Source organism: Paenibacillus sp. FSL R7-0302 (assembly GCF_038006885.1).
In the GTDB taxonomy this organism is placed as follows: domain Bacteria; phylum Bacillota; class Bacilli; order Paenibacillales; family Paenibacillaceae; genus Paenibacillus_AQ.
Genome location: NZ_JBBOWB010000002.1, coordinates 1314192 through 1335401 on the forward strand (window position 1 = coordinate 1314192; position 21210 = coordinate 1335401).

Consider the following 21210-nt stretch of genomic DNA (forward strand, 5'->3'; position numbering starts at 1 on the left):
GTATAAAGGAAAGCCTTTAATACGATTCGATAGAAATGGGGCAAGCATCCGTGGAATTTCAAGCCGATGCGATAGATCGGGTGATTAAAAACACCATCGACGTGATGGAGAGCAGCAAGTATCAGATATTCGAAATATTGCAGGTGGCACGCGATGAGCTTGCTGCACTCAACAAAGAACTGCAGCGGGTCATGGAAGAAACGGATGAAACATTGCAAAAGGTAGACAAGCTGGAGCAGCAGTACCACCGCTCCCGGATCCGGCTGACAGAGGTCAGCCGGGATTTTGTCCGCTACACGGAGAAGGATATCCGGATTGCCTATGAGAAGGCGACGGAGCTGCAGCTGGAGCTGATGATGACCAGGGAGAGAGAAGCTTATCTGCGGAGCAGACGCGATGAACTGCAAATGCGGGTTCGCAGTGTCGAAAATTCTGTAGAACGTGCCGAATCGATTGGTTCGCAAATGAGCGTTGTCCTGGAATATCTGTCCGGAGAACTAGGTCAAGTGACGCGAATTGTCGAATCTGCGAAGAACCGCCAGATGATTGGACTCAAAATAATCCTGGCTCAGGAAGAGGAACGGAAAAGAATTGCCCGGGAAATTCATGACGGTCCTGCTCAAATGCTGGCGAATCTAGTCCTAAGGACGGAAATTGTAGAAAGAATGCTGGTAAAGCAGGAATTTGGGCTGGTACAAGCCGAAGTAATAGACTTAAAGGGGCAGGTAAGATACAGCCTGGAAGAAATGCGCAAGGTGATTTTCAACCTGCGTCCGATGGCGCTTGATGATTTGGGGCTGATTCCGACTCTGCGGAAGTATGTGCATGATTATGAGGAGAAGACGAGGATCCGCACCTCTTTTGAAACCAGGGGGAAGGAGCACCGTTTGTCCTCGGCAATGGAAGCGGCGGTATACCGGCTGGTGCAGGAGGGTCTGTCCAATGCGGCGAAGCATGCTTACCCGAGCTACGTACTGGTAGAGATTACTTATCAGGCTCAATTGATCAAGATTGTCGTGAAAGACAATGGCTTAGGCTTCAATGTGAAAAAAATCAGTGAACAAGCCAACCGGGAAAGCTTCGGGCTGGTGGGAATGCGCGAACGCGTGGAATTGCTGGAGGGAAGAATGGAAATACAATCAGCCGAGAACCAGGGCACAACAATCGTAATTCACATTCCGACGAATGTGGAAAAGGGGAAGGAGTAATGTGATGGAGAACCAAAACTCTGGCAAAGCGCCCATTAAAGTTCTTTTGGCCGATGATCATCAATTGTTTCGTGAAGGGCTTAAGCGTATTTTGAATATGGAGGATGACATCGAGGTCATTGGCGAATGCGGGGACGGCATCCAGGTGCTTGAATTCTGCAACGGCAACAAGCCGGATATCGTGCTGATGGATATCAATATGCCGATTGAGAACGGTGTGGAGGCTACACAAAAGCTCCGTGAAATGTTCCCGGATGTCAAAGTGATTATCCTCTCGATCCATGATGATGAAAGCTATGTGTTCGAGACGCTGCGCAAGGGGGCGAACGGATATCTGCTGAAGGATATGGAGGCCGAGTCGCTGATTAATGCGATCCGCTCTGTATGCGAGGGGCATGCTTTTATCCATCCGAAGGTGACCGGCAAGCTGATTAATCAGCTGCGGCGCATGACGTACCTTAACGAGACTGGCGCAATGGCCGAGACGGCCGTGAAGGAAGCCGGTGTCAAATTCGTTGCAGGCGATAACAATCCACTGACCCGCCGCGAGGCAGAGGTGTTGCGGCTGATGGCGGAGGGCAAGAGTAACAAGATGATCGGGGAGTATCTGTTTATCAGTGAGAAGACGGTCAAAAACCATGTCAGCAGTATTCTGCAAAAGATGGAAGTGGATGACCGTACGCAGGCTGTAATTAATTCTATCAAATACGGCTGGGTAACTTTATAGCTTCCCTCATAAACTTTTAACTGAGCGTTTTGGAGAATCCTAATGATCCTTATAAACGGTACATAACTTGTATGCAGCTGAGAGCTGCAGCCATAGTATTGTTTCAGTCCGCACTCTATTCGAATTTTGCAAAATGCTAACTTAAATATGTACCCTAAGTTAAACTGGCGGGAGGGCTTCCGCGCTAATGGGCTGTCACCGTCCTTTTATCACCGGCATATAGTGTGGGTATAAGAGGGAGGTGCATCTTCATGATCGCCCAGTTAATCTGGATTATCTCTATTTATGCATCCGCAGCAGCCCTTGTTCAACTCCTGCATCATCGGGAAAAGACCCGGGCAGCAGCACGGACTGGTAAGCGGCTTCACTATATTCTGATTACCCGTAATCATGAGGCTGTGGTGGAGTGGTATCTCAGGGTATTTGCAGTGTATGCTTGCTGGATCGGCAGGCCCCTGCAGGTCACCTTGGTGGATGACGGTTCAGAAGACAGGACCATGGCGGTAGCCTCACGGATGGCTTATCATAACTCTTCGATTGAATTTGCACCTGCGGTGCCGTTCTTCGGTCTTACGGGCAGGGAAGAGCTCCGGCAGGGGGTTACAGTAGACCTGCGGGTTCAGGAGCCGCTGCTGCCGCTGCGGATGATGCGGTTGCCGGGAAGAGGGAGATCCCCATCCAAGCCCGGCGAATGACAGCTAAATATGTAAGTTACGGGTGAAGCACACTCTCCAGGAATGGGGCGGTGTGCTTTTTGGCGTGCTCTAAAAGATAAGGAGGCGTTGGGATTGAAGGTGGCTGTGTATGTGGTGGCGCAGGGCGGGGATTGGGAAGCGAAGGTGTCGCTGAATATAGCGGTAGATATCCTGTGGTGGGGCGGGGGGAAAGCAGGCGGGTCGGGCTGGAACTCCCGGCCGGCAGACCGGGTGGTGCTACTCTCCAGGTCGTTACCGCTCGGCTGGGCGGTGAAGCTGGCAGCAGTCTGCAAGTTCACGGACCCAATGCAGCGCTGGAAAGAGGCGGACTGGGGGGAATATGCAGCAGCGCTCTTAAAGGCGGAGATTGAGGCGGAGCTGGCAGCCGGAGGAAGCCGGGGCGCGGGCTGGCCATTTGAAGCGTTGGAGATTCATTCGTTCTTGAAGGAAAGAGGCGGGAGCAGATCGGAGGAAGCGGAGGTGCTTGCAGCGGGTGCTGACCGGCTGGTTGCAGCGCTGGACGGGCGTTCTCTGCTTCAGGGTGAAGCAGAGGCGCTGGTGGCCGAGCAGCTTCCGGAGCTGGCGGAGAATTGGCGGGCTGCGGCGCAGCTCGCCTATCTCCAGGGACGGCTGCAACTGGAAGCCGCCGTCCAGGGCAAGGCGGGCGCGCGGCTGGGCTTGCGCCGCCGCGAAGTGCCGCGCTGCCTGCGCTGCGGCAGCGTGCCCACGGGCCGCACGGCCTGCGCCGCGTGCGGCCTTGCCGGCTGCGCCTATTGCGAGGCCTGCCTCGCACTGGGGCGCAGCCGGGCTTGCGCGCTGCTGCTGCGCAGCGCACCGCTGCCGGCCGTGCGCTGCACGGCCGGCGTGTCCCCCACCGTGGCGGCACGCCACCGTGGGGGCTTAGCGCAGCGCAGGCGGCCGCCGCCGCCGCTGCGCTGGGGTTCCTGGCGGAGCCGCGCAAGCGCTCCGCCGCAAGAGGCCCAGAGCGGTTCCTGCTCTGGGCAGTGACGGGAGCGGGGAAGACGGAGATGGTCTTCCCGCTCCTGGAGGCGGCGCTCGCAGCCGGGGGCCGGGCGCTGATCGCCACGCCTCGGCGCGACGTCGTGCTGGAGCTTGCGCCGCGCCTGGCCAGAGCCTTCCCGGCGGATGTCCCCGCCGTGCTGTACGGAGGCAGCGAGGACCGCTTGCGCCGCAGCCGGATTACCCTGGCGACCACGCACCAGCTGCTGCGGTTTCACCAGGCCTTCGATCTGGTCATCATCGATGAGATCGATGCGTTTCCCTATCACAACGATCCTATGCTGGACTATGCTGCAAGGCAGGTCTGCAAGCCCGGAGGACGATTCATCCTTCTCTCGGCCACGCCGCCTGCGGAGCAGCAGCGCCTTGCCCGCTCCGGCAAATTGCCGCATGCAAGGGTCCCGGTCCGTTTTCACGGCCATCCTTTGCCGGTTCCGCGCCATATTCAGATGCCGCCGCTCTACCGCTGTTTGAGACAGGGAAAGCTTCCGGGGAGGCTGCTGTCGGCTCTGCAGCGGTCCCTTGACCGTAAGGCGCAGATTTTCCTCTTCGTCTCGCGGATTGCCCATATTGAGGGACTGCTGCAGCTTCTGCGGACGATGTTTCCGGGAATTTCTATAGAGGGTACTTCCTCTCAAGATCCGGGCAGAGCAGAGAAGGTACTGAAATTCCGCGATCGTACCATCTCATTGCTTGTGACGACAACGATTCTGGAGCGTGGGGTCACGGTACCGCATAGTGATGTTTTTATTCTGGATGCAGACAGCGGACTATTTGATGAGGCGGCCTTAGTACAGATGGCGGGCCGGGCGGGGCGCTCCAAGGATGATCCGGCGGGCAATGTCATCTTCGCTTCGGCAGAGTGGAGCCGCTCGCAGCGCGCCGCCATATCACAGATCCGCAGTATGAATACTATTGCCCGCAGACAAGGATATCTCAAGTCTTAATGATTTTGTGAGGATTCCTTGGAAATAGCTTTGAATGCCCAGCTCCCACAATTTGAGTTCTATACACTCTGTACTTTTAAACTCTGCACATTCTATTTTATAAGGAGGATTACCATGCGTTCCCTGACGTCATGGATGAACCAAGCCCGCTCCCTAATCGCGCCTTCGCAGCCGGAATGTCTGTTCTGCGGCCGCCGAGGCCGTCCTTCTCCCGAATGGCCTGAAATCTGCCTGCACTGCCAGCTTGGCATTCCATGGATTCGTGTTCCCCGGTGCCAGACCTGCGGGCGTCATGTGGGCTGTCCCGACTGCAGCCGCAGCCATGGACCCTTGCCGATCCGCTGCAACCGGAGTGCAGTAGCCTACACCAGTGAAATGCGCGAAATCCTGGGCCAATACAAGTACAGAGGCAATGAGCGGCTCGCGCCTCTGCTCGGCCGGATGCTGGACAGGGCATACGTGCTGCTGCAACAAGAACAGAGTGGACAACAACTGAGAGAAGCGTTACAAAGCAACTTTTTTAGTAAACCATTCCCGATATGGCATTCAAAGCTTCGTATGCGTTCTAACCTGTGGCAAGCCGACCTGCTGGTCCCTGTACCTGTGAGTGCTGTCCGTCTGTCCGAGCGGGGCTTCAATCAGGCGGAGCGGCTGGCAGAAGCAGTCTCCCTGCGCAGAGGAGTCCCTCAGCTTCCGCTGCTGGTCCGCACCCAGCACACCGCCAAGCAGAGCTTCAAAAGCCGAAGGGAGCGGCTGGCCGATATGAAGCATGCTTTTGCCGGGACTACAGATTCGGCGGTTCTGCAAAGTCTGAATGAACACCAACATTCCCGTGCGTCGCACCAGCTTGAACAGCACCCCTTGCGAATCATCATTGTCGATGATATCTACACTACTGGGAGTACGATTCGTGCCTGCGCCGAAGCTCTTCAGCAGCTCTGCCGCAGCCAGAATTGCCCTGCTGAGATCTACTCTCTGACCTGGGCGCGTTCCTAGCAGTTGCCACCGCTCCGGAATTCAATAAAACCGCTTCCCTGACCGATACTAAACATAGACGGATCTTCGGCGATCATGTAATCTTAGTAGCATAAGCGATTCATGAGTTGTGCAGAATGATAGAAGGGAGCCGCGGTAGAAATGAATGTAGACAATTGTCCGAGATGCGGCCGGTTATATGTCAAGAACTTGATGAACCTGTGCCAGCCCTGCATCAAAGAGTTAGAGCATGAATATGAAATCTGTGTAGAATATTTGCGTAAAAATAGAGGCACCAACATACAGGAACTGTCCGATGCCACCGATATTTCCATTAAGGAAATCACACGTTTTATCCGGGAGGGCCGGATTTCCATCGCCAATGCGCCTAATATGATGTACCCTTGTGAGGTATGCGGAACCCTGATCCGGGACGGGCATATGTGCGACAGCTGCCGCAGCCGTCTGACCAAGGACCTTGCCAATGCAGCCAAGGAAAGTGCAGACTCGGGCGCTTCCAAGAAGGCTCCAGATGGCGCTTACCGGGCAGTGGACAAGTTCCGCAACTAAACAATTCTGCAAAAAAACGCTTGCAGCTATAAAGAATGTTTCAACAGGGGCCGATAAACTTAGTAAAGATTATCGGCTTTTTTATTACAGAAGGAAGGTGAAGTTATGAAAATTAACGATGCCGGACGAATCAATGCGATTAATCCATACCAACGAAGTGCGGAATCGCAAAGGCAGGAACAGATGAAGAAAAGTACACGCAAGGATGAGGTATCGATTTCGGATGAAGCCATTAAGCTGCTTCAGGCACAGAAGAGCGGGAAGATTGACACTGAACGTGCGAACAAAATCGAAAGCCTGAAACAGCAAGTATCCGCAGGTACCTACCAGGTTGACGCAGCCAAGCTCGCCGAGACACTCGCCCCCTACTTTAAGCAATCCTCCGAGAATTAGGTGAAAACACCCATGGCACTTACAACATTATTAGAATTGCTTGAGCGGCTGGACGAGGCGCATGTGCAGATGCTGGATCTGGCCGCAGTCAAGAAACAGACCATTATGGACAACAAGGTAGAGGGTCTTATTGATATCCTGAACCGCGAGTCCAAGCTGATGAAGGTGATCGGACAGCTGGAAGAACGGCGTGCAGAAGCGGCCTTCGAGTTTTTGCAGGGGGTTGGAATCCGTTCCAATCTGAATCTGAATCTTACCGAGCTGTCCCGCCTTGTCTTTGATCCCGATGACAAATCGCGCCTGCTGCAGATTCAGCAGAAGCTTTCCGGCACATTGCAGCAATTAAAAAAGGCCAATGAGCTGAACCAGAAGCTGATTGAGCAGTCGCTTACCTTTATAGATTATTCCCTGGATTTGCTGGTCGGAAGACCAAATCAGGAAATGACATACCATCACCCGTCCGACAAGGGCAGCAGTGTGACTCGGCCGGGGCTTTTTGATGCCCGTGGATAATCAGGTTATCCGCTGAGCTGCGCTCACCGCAGCAATCACAAGGGAGGAACAAGTAGCATGACATCCACATTCCACTCCATCGAGACCGCAAGACGAAGCCTGTTTACCCAGACAGCGGCGCTCAACACCACCGGCCACAACATTGCCAACGCCAACACGGAGGGGTATACCCGCCAGCGTGTGAATATGAGAGCATCTATTCCGATTGAAGCCTACGGCCTTAACAACTCTACAGTACCAGGACAACTGGGAACAGGCGTAGAATTCGGTTCCATTGATCGAATACGTGAGACCTTCCTGGATACCCAATACCGGGGCGAGAATTCAGCCTTGGGAAGCTGGGCGATCCAATCGGATACGCTTGATAAGCTGGAATCGATTTTTAAAGAACCATCGGATACAGGGATAAGTACAGTGCTGGATAATTTTTGGAAGTCATGGTCGGATCTCAGTAAGAACCCGGAAGACAGCACTTCCCGTAAGATCGTAGTTCAGACTGCTCAGGCTATGACCGATGCACTTAATTATATGAGTAGGCAGCTTAGTAACCTTGATACGGATTTGGCCGCCAATGTGGCAGTCAAAGGTACTGAGGTACAGGGATATTTAACATCCATTGCAGATTTGAATTCATCTATTTTCAAAATTGAGAGCATGGGCGACAAAGCGAATGATCTGCGGGATCAACGTGACCTGCTGACGGACAAGCTCTCCAAGATTGCTAATGTCACTGTAGTAGATAGCGAATACGGCTATAATATTTCGCTTGGGAGCCAACAGCTTGTACAAGGACCTGCTGTCTCTGCGACTGTGGACAGTGCCTTCCTTAACACTGCTTTTGCTTCCGGGGATCTTAAGACTGGAGAAGTACACGGTATGATCACTTCCAGTCAGAAGTATGTTGCGGATTATAAGAAACAACTCGATAATATTGCGAATACGATTGCTACAGGAGCAATGGAGATCACTCTTCCGAAAGGTTCAATTCTTCCTGAGGGTACGATTCTTACAAGTGATGCCACGATTACTCAAGCAGATGGAACAACTAATACTATTGCAGCAGGATCTGCACTCCCTAAAGGAGCGACCTTGAGCGCCGATGTTAAGACAACAGTCAAAGGCTTGAACGGTCTTCATCAGCTTGGTTATACCATGGATGGCACCCTCAATCCTGGTAAGCCGCTGTTCACAATTACTGGTGACGGGAATGTATTTACAGCAGGTAACATTAGCTTTAATTCTGTAATTGCTGCCGATACTAATCTTTTAGCTACCTCGCTCCGAACTGTGGGAACAGGTACTTCTGAATCAGTTGTCAAAGGGAACAATACGCTTGCCCTGCTTCTAGCCACCCAACAATCTGGTTCGTTCACATCTCCTACAACTGGAATTAAGGCAACTGCAAATTCCTTTTATAAATCGATGGTTGGACAACTGGGAGTTCAATCCCAAGAGGCGACCCGCCAGACAGAAAACTCCAATTATCTTGTAGAGCAGGTGAATGCGCGCCGTCAATCGGTCAGTGGAGTTTCCCTTGATGAAGAGATGTCCAATATGCTGGTGTTCCAACATGCCTATAGCGCTGCTGCGCGTTTTATGACCACTTATGATGAAATGCTTGATAAATTGATTAACTCTACAGGCACCGTAGGCAGATAAGAAAGGGGGATTTAAGCGATGTTACGTGTAACCTCTAATATGATGAATTCCCAGTTGCTGCTTAACCTGAACCGCAACGCCCGCACGATGAATGATACACAACTGCAGCTAGCGACTGGACGTAAGATTAACAAGCCTTCGGATGATCCTGTAGGTATTACTTATTCTCTTCGCTACCGCGCGGACTTGTCTGCTAATGAGCAATTTCAGGAGAATGTAGATGATGCTACATCTTGGCTGGAGTTTAATGATACAGTATTGACTCAGACGGGGGATGTGATCCAACGACTTCGTGAACTCTCTGTAAAGGGAGCTAGTGGATCTAATCCGCAAGAGGCTCTTGATAGTATTAATGCAGAGGTGAAACAGCTTAAGGAACAGCTTATTGATATTTCCAATAGCCAGTTCAAGGGCAAATATATCTTTAATGGGCAGCAATATGATGTTCAACCCTATAAGTTTGCTACAGGAGCAGATGGAACTCCTGACACATCTGGTGCAGCTTCTGTTGTTACAGATAAAGGGCTATTGAATTATTCTGTTGGTGACAGTGTGCAACTTCCAATTAACATTACAGGTAGTGATGTGTTTGGCGGAAATGAAGAAGATAATATATTCGCAGTCATCGATAAAATTACAACTGCATTGGCTAATGGAACTACCTCGGAGGTATCTACTCAATTAGGTAATCTTGATAGTAGAATCAATAAGATATTAACAGTCCAGGCTGAAGTAGGAGCCAAAGCTAACCGGATAGAATTAATGAAGAACAGACTAAGTGATATGGAAGTGAATTTAACAGACCTGCAGTCCAAGACTGAAGATGGTGATTATGCCGAGTTGTTAATGAAGTCCAAAATCCAGGAGAACATTTACAATGCTTCTCTGTCTGTAGGTTCCAAAATTATTCAGGCTACCCTAGTTGACTTCATACGATAGGGGGAAGCCTCTAGATGATACCCACAGTTCAAATACGGCAAACAAATGCATTGATTGGAATGGAGACTACTGCTGGGAGCCTATCTATAGTCCAGCCTAAAGCGGATCTGCAAATAAATACAACTCCTGGGCAATTAGAAATTCGTCAGTCTCCAGCTGAAATGACGATTGATCAAACTCAGGCCAGAGCCGCATATACAGGTGGAACGTACCGTGAGATGAATCAGCGTATCTATTCAGGTATTGAGCAGCTATGGCTTCAAGGCATTGCTAAACGAATGGAGCAAGGGGAACGTGCGGCTAACTTTCATAAACCGGGAAATAGTATAGCAGAGATTTACGGTGAAGATTGGCAACCAGTTTCCTACCCGGAGATTCGTGGACCTGCATCGGTTGATAACGTGCATATAAATGTCGAGTTAGTTCCTCCTGAAATCGAATATCGTAAATCTGAAGTGAGTATTCAAGCAGAGGCTCATGCCCCTCAAATTAACTTTACACCATCTAAGGTAGATATTTACTTAAGACAGAGACCATCCATAAGCTTTGTACCTCCAGAGATAGATATTCAAATGTAAATATTGTTACAAGCTATAGATTCGGTTGATATAACCAAATATCTATGGCTTTTTTATTAGACAATAAGAATAAGGAGTGTTCGTAGAATGATTATAGAAACATTGACTTGGGGAACGCTGGATATTACGGAAGAACAAATATATCATTTCCCCAAAGGTGTTCTGGGTTTTGAAGAAGATATTGATTTTGCTTTGATTACGGTAGAAGACGGACCGTTTAGCTACTTACAATCTCTTGAAAATACAAGTGTGTCTTTTTTATTGAGTGACCCTTTTGTTTTATATCCGACTTATGAATTTGAGCTTCCCAAGGTTGATAAAGAAGAATTAGAGATTATAGATGATGTAAATGTTCGTTGTATGGTTACAATTAAAGAAGAGTTGGAGCACTCAACTGTTAATTTACTTGCTCCCATTGTTCTTAATCCGATTACACGCTCAGGGAAACAGGTTGTACTTCACAACTCGAACTATCAAACTAGACATAGCTTATGGAATGTTCCCCATGATCATTTTGAAAAGGGTGGTGAATGATATGCTCGTTCTTACCCGCAAAAAAGGCGAGTCGATTATTATCCAGGATAATATTGAGATTACTATTCTGAGTGTTGAAGGAGACATTGTGAAGGTAGGTATTAACGCTCCGAAGCATGTCGATATCTTCAGGGAAGAAGTGTACCTATCAATAAAAGAAGCGAATAAGGAATCAGCTTCGCCAACCCCAAGCAATCTTAATGCTCTAATGGAGCGGTTACGCACAGAAAAATAAATTTGCAAATTCATGTAATTAGCTATAAACAAATTAGCGGACAAGTCGATATATATATTAGACGCTGATCCGGAGGGGCGGCCGACCTTAACGGCAGCGTTTACCACATGGATGTGGAACAACTTAATTTCAGGGAGGAAATACAAAATGATTATCAACCACAATATCGCGGCTTTGAACACGCATCGTCAGCTGGCATCTAACACTGCTAACACTAACAAAAATATCGAGAAGCTGTCTTCTGGTCTTCGTATCAACCGTGCAGGTGACGACGCAGCTGGTTTGGCAATTTCCGAAAAAATGCGGGGGCAAATTCGTGGTTTGGACCAAGCTTCCCGTAACTCGCAAGATGGTATTTCTCTGATTCAAACTGCTGAAGGAGCTCTTAGCGAAACTCACAGCATGTTGCAACGTATGCGTGAATTAACAGTTCAATCGAACAATGGCACAAACACAGCGGATGACCTTACATCCATCCAAAAAGAAATCACAGCACTGAGTGATGAAATCACTCGTGTAGCTACAAAAACAGAGTTCAATACAAAGACATTATTGAATGGTTCCCTTGGTACAAAAGCTGCTGATGGTACTGTTGCTATTGCTGACCTCACTACAGCAGGTATAACTGTTTCTGCAAATGGAGTCAAGCCAACTGAAACAATAACTTTTGCTGTAGATGCCACTACCCATAAAATCACCGCTACAGGTACTAACAGTGGAGTTTCGCAAACACTGGATCTGGGTACAGGTGCAGTAAAATCAGGAGCTAACCTGAATTTTGATAAACTGGGCTTATCACTCGCTTTTGGAGCTGATAGCACTCAAGCAGCACTAAATACCTTGGCTGACGGTAAAACTATTACCACAACTGGTAGTTCTCTGAGCTTCCAAATTGGTGCTAATAATAATACCACTCTCTCTATCTCTATCGGCGATATGACTTCGTCGGCGCTAGGTGCTGGTAATGGTGGTACTTTGACTTCGATTTCAGCTGTTAATGTTAAAACAGCTTCTTTTGATGACAACCTCAAAGTAATTGATCAAGCTATCAGTCAAGTTTCAAGTCAACGTGCAGATTTAGGTGCGTGGCAGAACCGTCTGGAGCATACTATTAACAATTTGAATGCTTCTTCCGAGAACTTGAGCGCTGCTGAATCCCGTGTACGCGATGTTGACATGGCGAAAGAAATGATGGAGCAAACTAAGAACAACATCCTTTCTCAGGCAGCCCAAGCAATGTTGGCTCAAGCAAATCAACAGCCACAAGGTGTTCTACAATTACTTCGTTAATTCTAATACAAAAAAAGAGACCTCGATTCTTTTAATCGAGGTCTCTTTTTTATGTTTCAAAGTTAAAACCTGAATATTACATTGAAATATTCTATATATAGGGTACCATAAATTACGCTATTATAATTACATATAAAGTATATCTATTTTTTACCGATATAAATAGTATAAATAAATGTGTTGGAGGGTTGGGCATGAATGTACAATTTTCCCTATCTGCAAGTTCAATTCAACCTAGTTCCAGTAAACTCGATAGGATATATAATAATACTTTAGAGACTAAAAAAGATACGTCTTCTTTCAAAGATGATTATACACATGAGAAAGGAAGTCCAAGGATCTCAATTGCAGAAGATCAGCTTATTAGAACAATTGAGAAAGCAGTAAAATCTTTACAAGGCCCACAGACTACATTAGAAATAAGTATTCATGAGAAAACGCATGATATTATGGTGAAAGTACTTAATAAAGAAACAGGAGAGATTATCCGTGAAGTTCCTCGTGAAAAAACGTTGGATCTTGTGGCTAAAATGATGGAAATAGCAGGGATACTTGTTGATGAAAAAATTTAATGGTAGGGGGTATAGATTTGGTTACTCGTATAAATGGTTTTTCAGGTATGGATATTGATAGTATGGTCAAAAGTCTTATGGCGGCAAAACGTGCTCCTCTAGATAAATTATATCAGCAAAAAGAAACCTTGAATTGGACTAGAAATAGCTATAGAGAAATTAGTAGCAAATTGTATGATTTTCGCATTAACAAATTAACAGATAAATATGGCCTCTCTGGAGCGTTGAACTCCAACAAAGCAGTTGTTACAGGTAATACTAGTGCAATTAAAGCAGAAGCAACGTCTACTGTAAATGGAATCGATATGGAAGTAACAGTAAAAGAACTTGCTACTAGGACCTCTGTAGAAACATTAGGGGTTGGATTTGGAAAATCTAATAAAACAACCTTAGCGGAATTAGTGACTGGTAAAGCTTATAAGGATTTAACAGATGAAGAAAAGGAAAAAGAATACACTCTTAATATTAATGGTGTAAGTTTTACTTCTAAGAATAGTGATAACACTACGAAATCTTTATTCACCGGAGAGACTTCAATCAGTAGTTTAATAGCAACTATTAATGGGGACAGCAAAGCTAATGTATTAGCAAGTTTTGATGAAATTTCCGGAAAACTTATTCTTCGTTCAAAAACTTTTGGATCTGAAAGTGAGGATCCGACAAGCAGCGACGGCAAGATTGATTTAGGTGTCAATAATAGTATAATAACTGACGTGTTTAAAGGTGTTTCATCCAAAACAGACGGTACGGATGCAGTTGTCGTAATCAATAATTCACAAGAAATAAAACAAAAAAGTAATACTTTTCTCGTAAATGGAATTCAACTTACTTTACTTGAAAAAACGGGTGCTAACGGAGTAAGTAAAATTACTACTCAAACTGATCCTGGTAAGACGGTGGAAACGATTAAAGCTTTTGTAGAAGATTATAACAATCTGTTATCACTATTGAATACTAAAGTAAATGAAGAAAAATTCAGCGGGTATCCACCATTGACAGATGAACAAAAAAAAGAGATGAAAGAAAGCGAAATAACAACTTGGACGGAAAAAGCAAAAAGTGGTCTCTTAAAAAATGATGAAATTTTAAAATCCACAATAATTTCTATGCGTACTCTAATAACAGAAAATTTGGGCAAGTTAAGTGATATGGGAATTACAACCGGGAAATATACCGAAAATGGGAAATTATATATTGATGAGTCTAAACTTAAGAATGCGATAAATAGTAACCCTCAAAGTATTGTTGATTTTTTTCAAGGACCATCAAATTCACAGACAGAAGGATTATTTGATAAACTAGCAGATAAATTTGATAAGCCCTTAGAGTTTATTTCACAGCGATCAGGAACTAATAAATATACTACTGATTTAACTAGTAGTTTTAAAGAAGAGAGTGTAATGGGAAAAAAACTTAAAGAATATAACAAACAAATAGCTACATTATTATATAATTTAAATAATACAGAAGCACGTTACTATAAACAGTTCTCTGCCATGGAAACGGCAATGAATAAGCTTAATTCCCAATCTTCCAGCCTTTTCTCCACCGGCAAATAAGAATATTTCACAAATAGAGGGTGACCAATTTGATTAAATCTCCTTATGATAAATACCGCCAGTCTTCTGTCCAGACTTCAACACCTGCTCAACTCGTGATTATGCTGTATGATGGGGCCATTCGCTTTGTGAAGACTGCCGTTGACGGGTTGAATAAGCAGGACTTGGAGAAGTCCAATTTGAATTTTGGCAAGGCTCAGACCATCATCAGTGAGTTGATGAGCACACTGGACCACTCTATTGAAGTCTCGAAGGGACTATACTCCCTTTATGAATATACGAACTACCTGTTAATTCAGGCGAACATCCAGAAGAGCCCGGAGAAGGCCGAAGAAGCCATTGGCTATCTTATCGACCTCAGAGAGACTTGGCTTCAGGCCTCTAAGCTGGCGGCTAGTCAGACTGAGATTGCGAATGGATGAGCTTATCCGTAACTTGGATCTGCTGACCCAAGCGATGATGGACAGGCTTCAAGAAGCAACCTATGAAGTGCTTGAAGACTTCGTAGAGGAGCGGCAGAAGCTTGTCGATTCCATCACACAAGAGGTCGAATTGTGTCCATCCACTCCTGCACAAAAGCAGGAAATTCATCGGATTTTGTCACATGATAATGAATTGCTGGACCGGATGAACGCTCTCCGCCAAGAAGCCCAAGACTTCCTTCAGAAGCGGGGCCAAGCCAAAATCCAACGCAACGCCTACGAAACGGCCTACACCCCGGACAGCTTCCTGATGGACCGCAAAAAATAAAGATAGAATAATAGATTTCCTCCTGTTTCAATAAGGGAGCAGGCGGGTATTTACAAGCGTCTGCTCCTTTTTTTGTAACTTATATTACCGAATTCTATCCATTTCTGATGTCAATTGTACTCTGGTAAATTATTGAAAGTAATCATTTACTATTCCAATTGACAATAGAGAAGCTGCGGTGGTATAGTCGAATTGTGAGCAAGACTCACGTTCATCTGATGACGAAGGGAATGTTTAGTCAATGGAAGGTAAAGTTAAATGGTTTAACGCAGAAAAAGGTTATGGTTTTATCGAAACTTCCGATGGTGGCGACGTATTCGTACACTTTTCCGCGATTCAAACTGACGGTTTCAAGACTTTGGATGAAGGCCAATCCGTAGAGTTCGATATCGTTGAAGGCGCACGCGGACCACAAGCAGCTAACGTCATCAAATTATAATCATCCGGCGAAGCCGACCTACATATATGGTAGATGGTTAGCAATTGAGACAACGCTAGCGTTAGACCCTGGGGATATTCCCTGGGGTCTTTTTTATTGTGGCTGTAAATAACGATTACTGCCTGTTAGGGATAAGGTGTATATGGAGTTGAGGGTCTTTGAGATCGCGGGGAGATTTTACATATTTCTTGTAAATATCCTACTTTACTGGTCGAAAAGAGTCCGAAATTGGACACTTTGTAAAAATTAGTTACGGAAAAATGTTACCATCCTCCAAATTATGGGTAATAGAAACCGTTGGGCTTTTTTGTTGCCTAGTCTGCACTCTCATTATTGCTTAGGCGTATGCTTCCGAAAGATCTTTTGGTAAGAAGTCATGCAGTGAAGCCTATGCCCATCAAACTCACAGGAGGATGAACAAAAGAATGAAGAAATTGTGGCGTGGCCTTACGGCCGGAGTACTTGGTATTTCAATGCTGCTTGGATCACTGGGGAGTGTGTCCGCAGCGCCTGCACCTAAGGATATTCAAGGACACTGGGCGCAGAAGCAACTGCAGAGCTGGCTGGATAAAGGATACCTGGGCGGTTATCCTGACGGAACGGTGAAGCCGAATAAGGCAATTACCCGTGGTGAATATGTAGCACTGATTAATCGTCTGTTCGGGTTCACCGAAGCAGCTACTCTTAACTTCACAGATGTGAAGAAATCCAACTGGGTCTACAGTGAAGTGGCTAAGGCTGTGAAGGCCGGTTATATTGGCGGGTATGAGAATAATACCTTCCGGGCCAACAACCCGCTCACTCGGCAGGAAGCAGCAGTTATTGCTGCCAAGCTGCTTAAGCTGAGTACAAGCTCTACTCCGCTTAAGTTCAAGGATAATGCTCAGATCGCAGCTTGGGCCAAGGCTGCAGTGGGAGCGGCGGCTGAGAAAAAGATCATCAACGGTTATCCTGACGGAACCTTCGGTCCGAAGAAATCCCTTACCCGTGCCGAAGCGGTTGGAATTATAAGCAACTCAGTTGTGCATAAGCCGGGTACGGGCGGAGTAACGCCTACACCAGCACCGACAGCAACACCGGCTCCTTCTGCAACACCTGTGCCAAGCACCAGCCCAACAGCTACTCCAGCTCCGGGCGGCGGTAGTGGTGGCGGCACTGGCGGAGGTGGTGGCGGAGGCGGTAGCGTGACCTTGCCGTCTGTAAGCAACGTGACTTACGGCCATGTAGGTTCTGTTACCGCTGATGTATATGTTACGCCTTCTGTTACAGGAGCCGTGTATTATGTAGTTGCTCCATACAGCGTGAACGTAACTGCACCAACTGCAGCACAAGTGAAGGACGGGCTGATTAATGCAACAACAGCAGGCGTTCATTCCGGCAAAATCGCAGCAACCGGCAATACTACCGTTGCTTTCTCTGTATATGGTCTGATTGCGGGTATGGATTATACCGTATACGTTGCCCTGGCTGATGCTTCAGGTAATTGGTCCGGCGTAACACCGCTTCAATTGAAAACAGCAGCAGGCAGCAACTGGTCAGTTTCTCAAGTTGGAATCACGAACGTAACAACAGTATCTGCGGAAGTATACGCTGCTTACGGGCAGGCGGGTTCACCGGTAACCCCTCTGAAATATGTGGTGGTTAAGGCAACAGATGCTGATCCAACTGCATTGCAGATTTCCCAAGGATTGAACAGTGCAGGTGCTCATTTAACAACACCTTGGGCTGGTACTCTTACAGGTAATCCAGTTGTGAAACACAGCATTAACCTGACTGGACTCACTGCCAATACAGCGTATAAAGTCTTCTTTATCACGGACGCTAATGGTACCTTGTCACCTGTAGAGCTTCTGCGGATTCACACGAAATAAGTAATCTTGATGGATGCAATCATTCATAATCCAGGCTTCAGCGTGAAATAATACAGCAATCAGTATTCGGTCCGGCGAGGGCGGCTTTATGCTCGAGCCGGGCCGTTTGTTGTTACGGCAGGTCTGTTACATATATTGTTAGGTGAATGTAAAGTCTGTCATGATTTGTTTTTTACTTAGCCCTGACAATTTGCTATAATGGAAAAGTAAACAAAGGAGGAGTGCCTTATGAAATTCAGCATTCGAGGTCAACAAATTGAAGTGACCGACGCTTTGAGAGACTATGTTGATAAGAAGCTCAGCAGACTTGAGAAGTATTTCGAAGCACCCCCTACCTCTGAAGGATATGTGACGCTTGGCGTCGTTCGCGGCCTTCATACGGTGGAAGTGACAATTCCTCTAGCTGGTGTGACGCTTCGTGCGGAAGACCGCAGCGATGATATGTATGCATCCATCGATGCCGTAGTGGACAAGCTGGAACGTCAGATCCGCAAGCACAAGACTAAGCTTAATCGCAAGTTCCGTCAGGAAGGCAGCCTGAAGACGTTGTTCGTTGAAGGTACGGGCAGTGCCGTAGCTGTTGAAGAGCAGGAACAGGATTATGATGATCTTGAGGTTGTGCGGAACAAACGGTTCACCTTGAAGCCTATGGATGTGGAAGAAGCGATTCTGCAAATGAACATGATTGGACATACGTTCTTCGTGTTCTCCAACATTGACACTTCCGAAGTTAGCGTAGTATACAAACGCGATGACGGCAAGTACGGTCTGATCGAGCAGAACTAATCAGCCGACCGGGAATTGTTGGAATAAGGAAGGGCTTCGGTTCAGCCTAACGTGGACAATTAGACGAGCCCCTATTCGCCTGAAGCGAATAGGGCTCTTGTGCGTATATATAGAAGTTTCATTAAAATGCCATTATCTGTCCTCATCTAAGAGGATTATACAGAATAAGGTTAGGGCGGCTTGTATTGCGGCTTCTCTTACAAACTGTTACAATTTATGAAGCAGCGGAATCGAAATCATATATGGCCCTTTCAATCTATGAGGATGGGCTCGGTTCCACCATCTGTGTTGCATGAAAGGGGTTAACCATGCTAGGACTTGTTAAGAAAATATTTGGCGACACTAATGAACGGGATGTCAAACGTCTGATGAAGACGGTCGAAGTAATTAATGGGCTGGAGCCGGATTTCGTATCGCTTACGGATGAAGAGCTGCAGGCGAAGACAGCGGAATTCCGCGCCCGTATTGAGAAAGGTGAGACCCTGGAAGAGATTCTTCCCGAGGCCTTTGCTACCGTACGCGAAGCTTCCAAACGGACGCTGGGCATGCGGCATTTTGACGTTCAGCTGGTTGGGGGTATGGCGCTGCATGAAGGCCGGATCTCCGAGATGAAGACCGGGGAAGGCAAGACGCTGGTTGGAACGCTGCCGGTGTATTTGAATGCGCTGCTGGGTAAAGGCGTGCATGTCGTCACCGTAAATGATTATCTGGCTCAGCGCGACAGTGCGCAAATGGGACAAATCTATAACTTTCTGGGCATGAGCGTTGGGGTGAACCTGAACGGCATGGACCATAATGATAAACAAGCGGCATATGCCTGCGATATTACGTACGGAACCAACAATGAATTCGGGTTCGACTATCTGCGCGACAACATGGTGCTTTATAAGGAACAGATGGTACAGCGCCCGCTCTACTTCTGTATTATTGACGAAGTCGATTCCATCCTTATTGATGAAGCGCGGACACCTCTGATCATCTCCGGCCAGGCTGAGAAATCGACAGAACTGTATTATGCAGCAGACCGTTTCGTGAAGAAGCTGACTGCCGAAGAGGATTACACGGTGGATATCAAGGTGAAGTCTGTTGCGCTTACCGAGAAGGGCGTGGCTACGGCTGAGCGTGCTTTTGGGATCGAGAATCTGTATGACCATAGCCATGTTACCTTGAACCATCATATTGTACAGGCCTTGAAGGCGAACGCGATTATGCGCCGGGATGTCGATTATGTCGTTAATGAAGACGAGGTTATGATCGTCGATGAGTTCACAGGCCGTCTGATGCAGGGCCGCCGTTACAGCGACGGGCTGCACCAGGCGATTGAAGCCAAGGAAGAGATTGAAGTTCAGAATGAGAGCATGACGCTGGCTACTATCACCTTCCAGAACTACTTCCGCATGTACCGCAAGCTGGGCGGCATGACGGGTACTGCGAAGACGGAAGAAGAGGAATTCAAGAAGATTTATGGTCTTGAGGTTCTTCAGGTTCCTACGAATAAGCCGAATCAGCGTATTGATATGCCGGATGTGGTCTACAAAAGTGAAAACGGCAAGTTCAACGCTGTTGTCGCTGAAATTGTGGAACGCCACAAGAAGAATCAGCCGGTGCTGGTAGGTACGGTATCGATTGAGAACTCCGAACGCGTATCGGAAATGCTGAAGCGCAAGGGTGTCAGACACCAGGTGCTGAATGCGAAGCATCATGCGGCCGAAGCCGAAATTATCTCTTATGCCGGTCAGCCGGGAACCGTAACGATTGCCACGAACATGGCTGGACGCGGTACGGATATCGTGCTGGGCGAAGGGGTAACCGATGTTGGCGGTCTGCATATTATTGGTACAGAACGCCATGAATCGCGCCGGATTGATAACCAGCTTCGCGGCCGTGCCGGACGCCAGGGCGACCCGGGTTCGACACAGTTCTATCTGTCCCTCGGCGATGAGCTGATGAAGCGCTTCGGTGCGGACAACGTGCTGAACATGATGGACCGTCTTGGATTCGAGGAAGATCAGCCGATTGAGAGCCGTATGATTACCAAGGCTGTTGAATCTGCTCAGAAGCGGGTAGAAGGCAATAACTTTGACATCCGCAAAGTCGTATTGCAATACGATGACGTCATGAATCAGCAGCGTGAGATTATCTACAAGCAGCGCCGCGAAATTCTGGAGTCGGACAATATCAAAGACATCGTAGTGGAAATGATCAAGCCGGTTATCGACCGTATTGTGAATGCACACTGTAGTGATGATATCCCGGAGAACTGGGAGCTGCAAGAGGTTGCAGATTATGTGAACAGCAAGCTTCTGGAAGAAAATGAGCTGACCCGCGATGATCTGTGGGGAAAAGAAGTGGATGAAATGGTCGAATTCATCTTCACCCGTGTACTTGAGAAGTATGCTGCACGTGAAGAACGTCTGGGCTCTGAGCTGGTACGTGAATTCGAGAAGGTTATTGTGCTTCGCTCCGTAGACAGCAAGTGGATGGATCATATCGACGCCATGGATCAGCTTCGTCAGGGGATTCACCTCCGTGCTTACGGCGGTACCGATCCGCTGCGCGAATATCAATTCGAGGGCTTCGAGATGTTCAACGCTATGACCGCGAACATTCAGGAAGAAGTAGCGACCTACATTATGAAGGCGCACATTGAGACGAATCAGGAGCGGCAATCGGTAGTGGAGGAAGACAAGATCTCCACCAACGCAGAGCCTGCTGAGAAACGTCCGGTGCATGTGGAATCCACTGTGGGCCGTAACGATCCTTGCCCATGCGGCAGCGGCAAGAAGTACAAGAACTGCCACGGCCAGGCGTAAGATAAACAGAATTACGGCCGGATCTGAGAGGTCAATTCACTCTCATTGGAACGGGGCAATCCAGGAGTTAAAGCCGGTTCTGGTAGTGTACGGTGAAATAATGAGCAGGCACGAAGCTGCGAATACCTTTCACCATA

At 47.5% G+C, this 21210-nt stretch carries 22 protein-coding genes; all 22 read left to right on the top strand.

The annotated features are described in order from the left end of the window. Nucleotides 1–50: 50 nt before the first annotated feature. The 22 genes from MKY96_RS31520 (at nucleotide 51) to secA (ending at nucleotide 21073) form a co-directional block, all read left to right on the top strand. On the top strand, nucleotides 51–1208 hold the full coding sequence (locus MKY96_RS31520) for a sensor histidine kinase (protein WP_340946825.1): 1158 nt from the start codon (nucleotides 51–53) through the stop codon (nucleotides 1206–1208). 4 nt (nucleotides 1209–1212) lie between these two features. Further along, on the top strand, nucleotides 1213–1935 hold the full coding sequence (locus MKY96_RS31525) for a response regulator (protein WP_036699238.1): 723 nt from the start codon (nucleotides 1213–1215) through the stop codon (nucleotides 1933–1935). A 251-nt stretch (nucleotides 1936–2186) separates the two neighbouring features. Next, entirely contained in the window at nucleotides 2187–2630 is a 444-nt protein-coding gene (locus MKY96_RS31530) for a hypothetical protein (protein WP_340946569.1), read from the top strand. A gap of 809 nt (nucleotides 2631–3439) precedes the next feature. Then, complete coding sequence (locus tag MKY96_RS31535) at nucleotides 3440–4597, top strand: DEAD/DEAH box helicase (RefSeq protein ID WP_340946570.1); 1158 nt, start codon at nucleotides 3440–3442, stop codon at nucleotides 4595–4597. A gap of 114 nt (nucleotides 4598–4711) precedes the next feature. Then, a complete protein-coding gene (locus tag MKY96_RS31540; protein ID WP_340946571.1) occupies nucleotides 4712–5593 on the top strand; it encodes a ComF family protein in 882 nt (293 codons plus the stop codon). A 141-nt stretch (nucleotides 5594–5734) separates the two neighbouring features. Next, nucleotides 5735–6142: a TIGR03826 family flagellar region protein gene (locus MKY96_RS31545; protein ID WP_340946573.1), complete on the top strand. Its 408-nt coding sequence runs from the start codon at nucleotides 5735–5737 to the stop codon at nucleotides 6140–6142. A 105-nt stretch (nucleotides 6143–6247) separates the two neighbouring features. Beyond that, on the top strand, nucleotides 6248–6535 hold the full coding sequence (gene flgM, locus MKY96_RS31550) for a flagellar biosynthesis anti-sigma factor FlgM (protein WP_036694667.1): 288 nt from the start codon (nucleotides 6248–6250) through the stop codon (nucleotides 6533–6535). Between the two features lie 12 nt (nucleotides 6536–6547). Then, nucleotides 6548–7048: a flagellar protein FlgN gene (locus MKY96_RS31555; protein ID WP_076080047.1), complete on the top strand. Its 501-nt coding sequence runs from the start codon at nucleotides 6548–6550 to the stop codon at nucleotides 7046–7048. A gap of 57 nt (nucleotides 7049–7105) precedes the next feature. Continuing rightward, the gene (gene flgK / locus MKY96_RS31560; protein ID WP_340946575.1) at nucleotides 7106–8707 is read left to right on the top strand and encodes a flagellar hook-associated protein FlgK; all 1602 of its coding nucleotides are present in this window, start codon (nucleotides 7106–7108) and stop codon (nucleotides 8705–8707) included. Nucleotides 8708–8725: 18 nt separating this feature from the next. Continuing rightward, complete coding sequence (gene flgL / locus MKY96_RS31565; RefSeq protein ID WP_340946576.1) at nucleotides 8726–9646, top strand: flagellar hook-associated protein FlgL; 921 nt, start codon at nucleotides 8726–8728, stop codon at nucleotides 9644–9646. Between the two features lie 14 nt (nucleotides 9647–9660). Continuing rightward, complete coding sequence (locus tag MKY96_RS31570) at nucleotides 9661–10224, top strand: DUF6470 family protein (protein ID WP_340946578.1); 564 nt, start codon at nucleotides 9661–9663, stop codon at nucleotides 10222–10224. An 87-nt stretch (nucleotides 10225–10311) separates the two neighbouring features. Further along, on the top strand, nucleotides 10312–10758 hold the full coding sequence (locus MKY96_RS31575; protein WP_340946579.1) for a flagellar assembly protein FliW: 447 nt from the start codon (nucleotides 10312–10314) through the stop codon (nucleotides 10756–10758). Nucleotide 10759: 1 nt separating this feature from the next. Beyond that, on the top strand, nucleotides 10760–10993 hold the full coding sequence (gene csrA / locus MKY96_RS31580) for a carbon storage regulator CsrA (RefSeq protein WP_340946581.1): 234 nt from the start codon (nucleotides 10760–10762) through the stop codon (nucleotides 10991–10993). 147 nt (nucleotides 10994–11140) lie between these two features. After that, complete coding sequence (locus tag MKY96_RS31585) at nucleotides 11141–12283, top strand: flagellin N-terminal helical domain-containing protein (protein ID WP_340946582.1); 1143 nt, start codon at nucleotides 11141–11143, stop codon at nucleotides 12281–12283. A gap of 194 nt (nucleotides 12284–12477) precedes the next feature. After that, entirely contained in the window at nucleotides 12478–12855 is a 378-nt protein-coding gene (locus tag MKY96_RS31590) for a flagellar protein FlaG (protein WP_340946584.1), read from the top strand. Between the two features lie 17 nt (nucleotides 12856–12872). Further along, nucleotides 12873–14414 carry a flagellar filament capping protein FliD gene (fliD, locus tag MKY96_RS31595; protein ID WP_340946585.1) on the top strand — a complete coding sequence of 514 codons (1542 nt, stop codon included), beginning with the start codon at nucleotides 12873–12875 and terminating at the stop codon, nucleotides 14412–14414. A gap of 29 nt (nucleotides 14415–14443) precedes the next feature. Then, nucleotides 14444–14836: a flagellar export chaperone FliS gene (fliS, locus tag MKY96_RS31600; RefSeq protein ID WP_340946587.1), complete on the top strand. Its 393-nt coding sequence runs from the start codon at nucleotides 14444–14446 to the stop codon at nucleotides 14834–14836. Further along, the gene (locus MKY96_RS31605; RefSeq protein WP_340946588.1) at nucleotides 14829–15164 is read left to right on the top strand and encodes a flagellar protein FliT; all 336 of its coding nucleotides are present in this window, start codon (nucleotides 14829–14831) and stop codon (nucleotides 15162–15164) included. Before fliS ends, MKY96_RS31605 begins: the two co-directional genes overlap by 8 nt. Before the next feature lie 241 nt (nucleotides 15165–15405). Next, entirely contained in the window at nucleotides 15406–15603 is a 198-nt protein-coding gene (locus MKY96_RS31610; RefSeq protein WP_036721237.1) for a cold shock domain-containing protein, read from the top strand. A 425-nt stretch (nucleotides 15604–16028) separates the two neighbouring features. Continuing rightward, nucleotides 16029–17474 (top strand): S-layer homology domain-containing protein, encoded by a 1446-nt coding sequence (locus MKY96_RS31615; protein WP_340946590.1) that lies wholly within the window; start codon nucleotides 16029–16031, stop codon nucleotides 17472–17474. A 228-nt stretch (nucleotides 17475–17702) separates the two neighbouring features. Next, nucleotides 17703–18260 (top strand): ribosome hibernation-promoting factor, HPF/YfiA family, encoded by a 558-nt coding sequence (gene hpf, locus MKY96_RS31620; protein WP_340946592.1) that lies wholly within the window; start codon nucleotides 17703–17705, stop codon nucleotides 18258–18260. A gap of 308 nt (nucleotides 18261–18568) precedes the next feature. Further along, the gene (gene secA, locus MKY96_RS31625) at nucleotides 18569–21073 is read left to right on the top strand and encodes a preprotein translocase subunit SecA (RefSeq protein ID WP_340946593.1); all 2505 of its coding nucleotides are present in this window, start codon (nucleotides 18569–18571) and stop codon (nucleotides 21071–21073) included. Nucleotides 21074–21210: the final 137 nt, after the last annotated feature.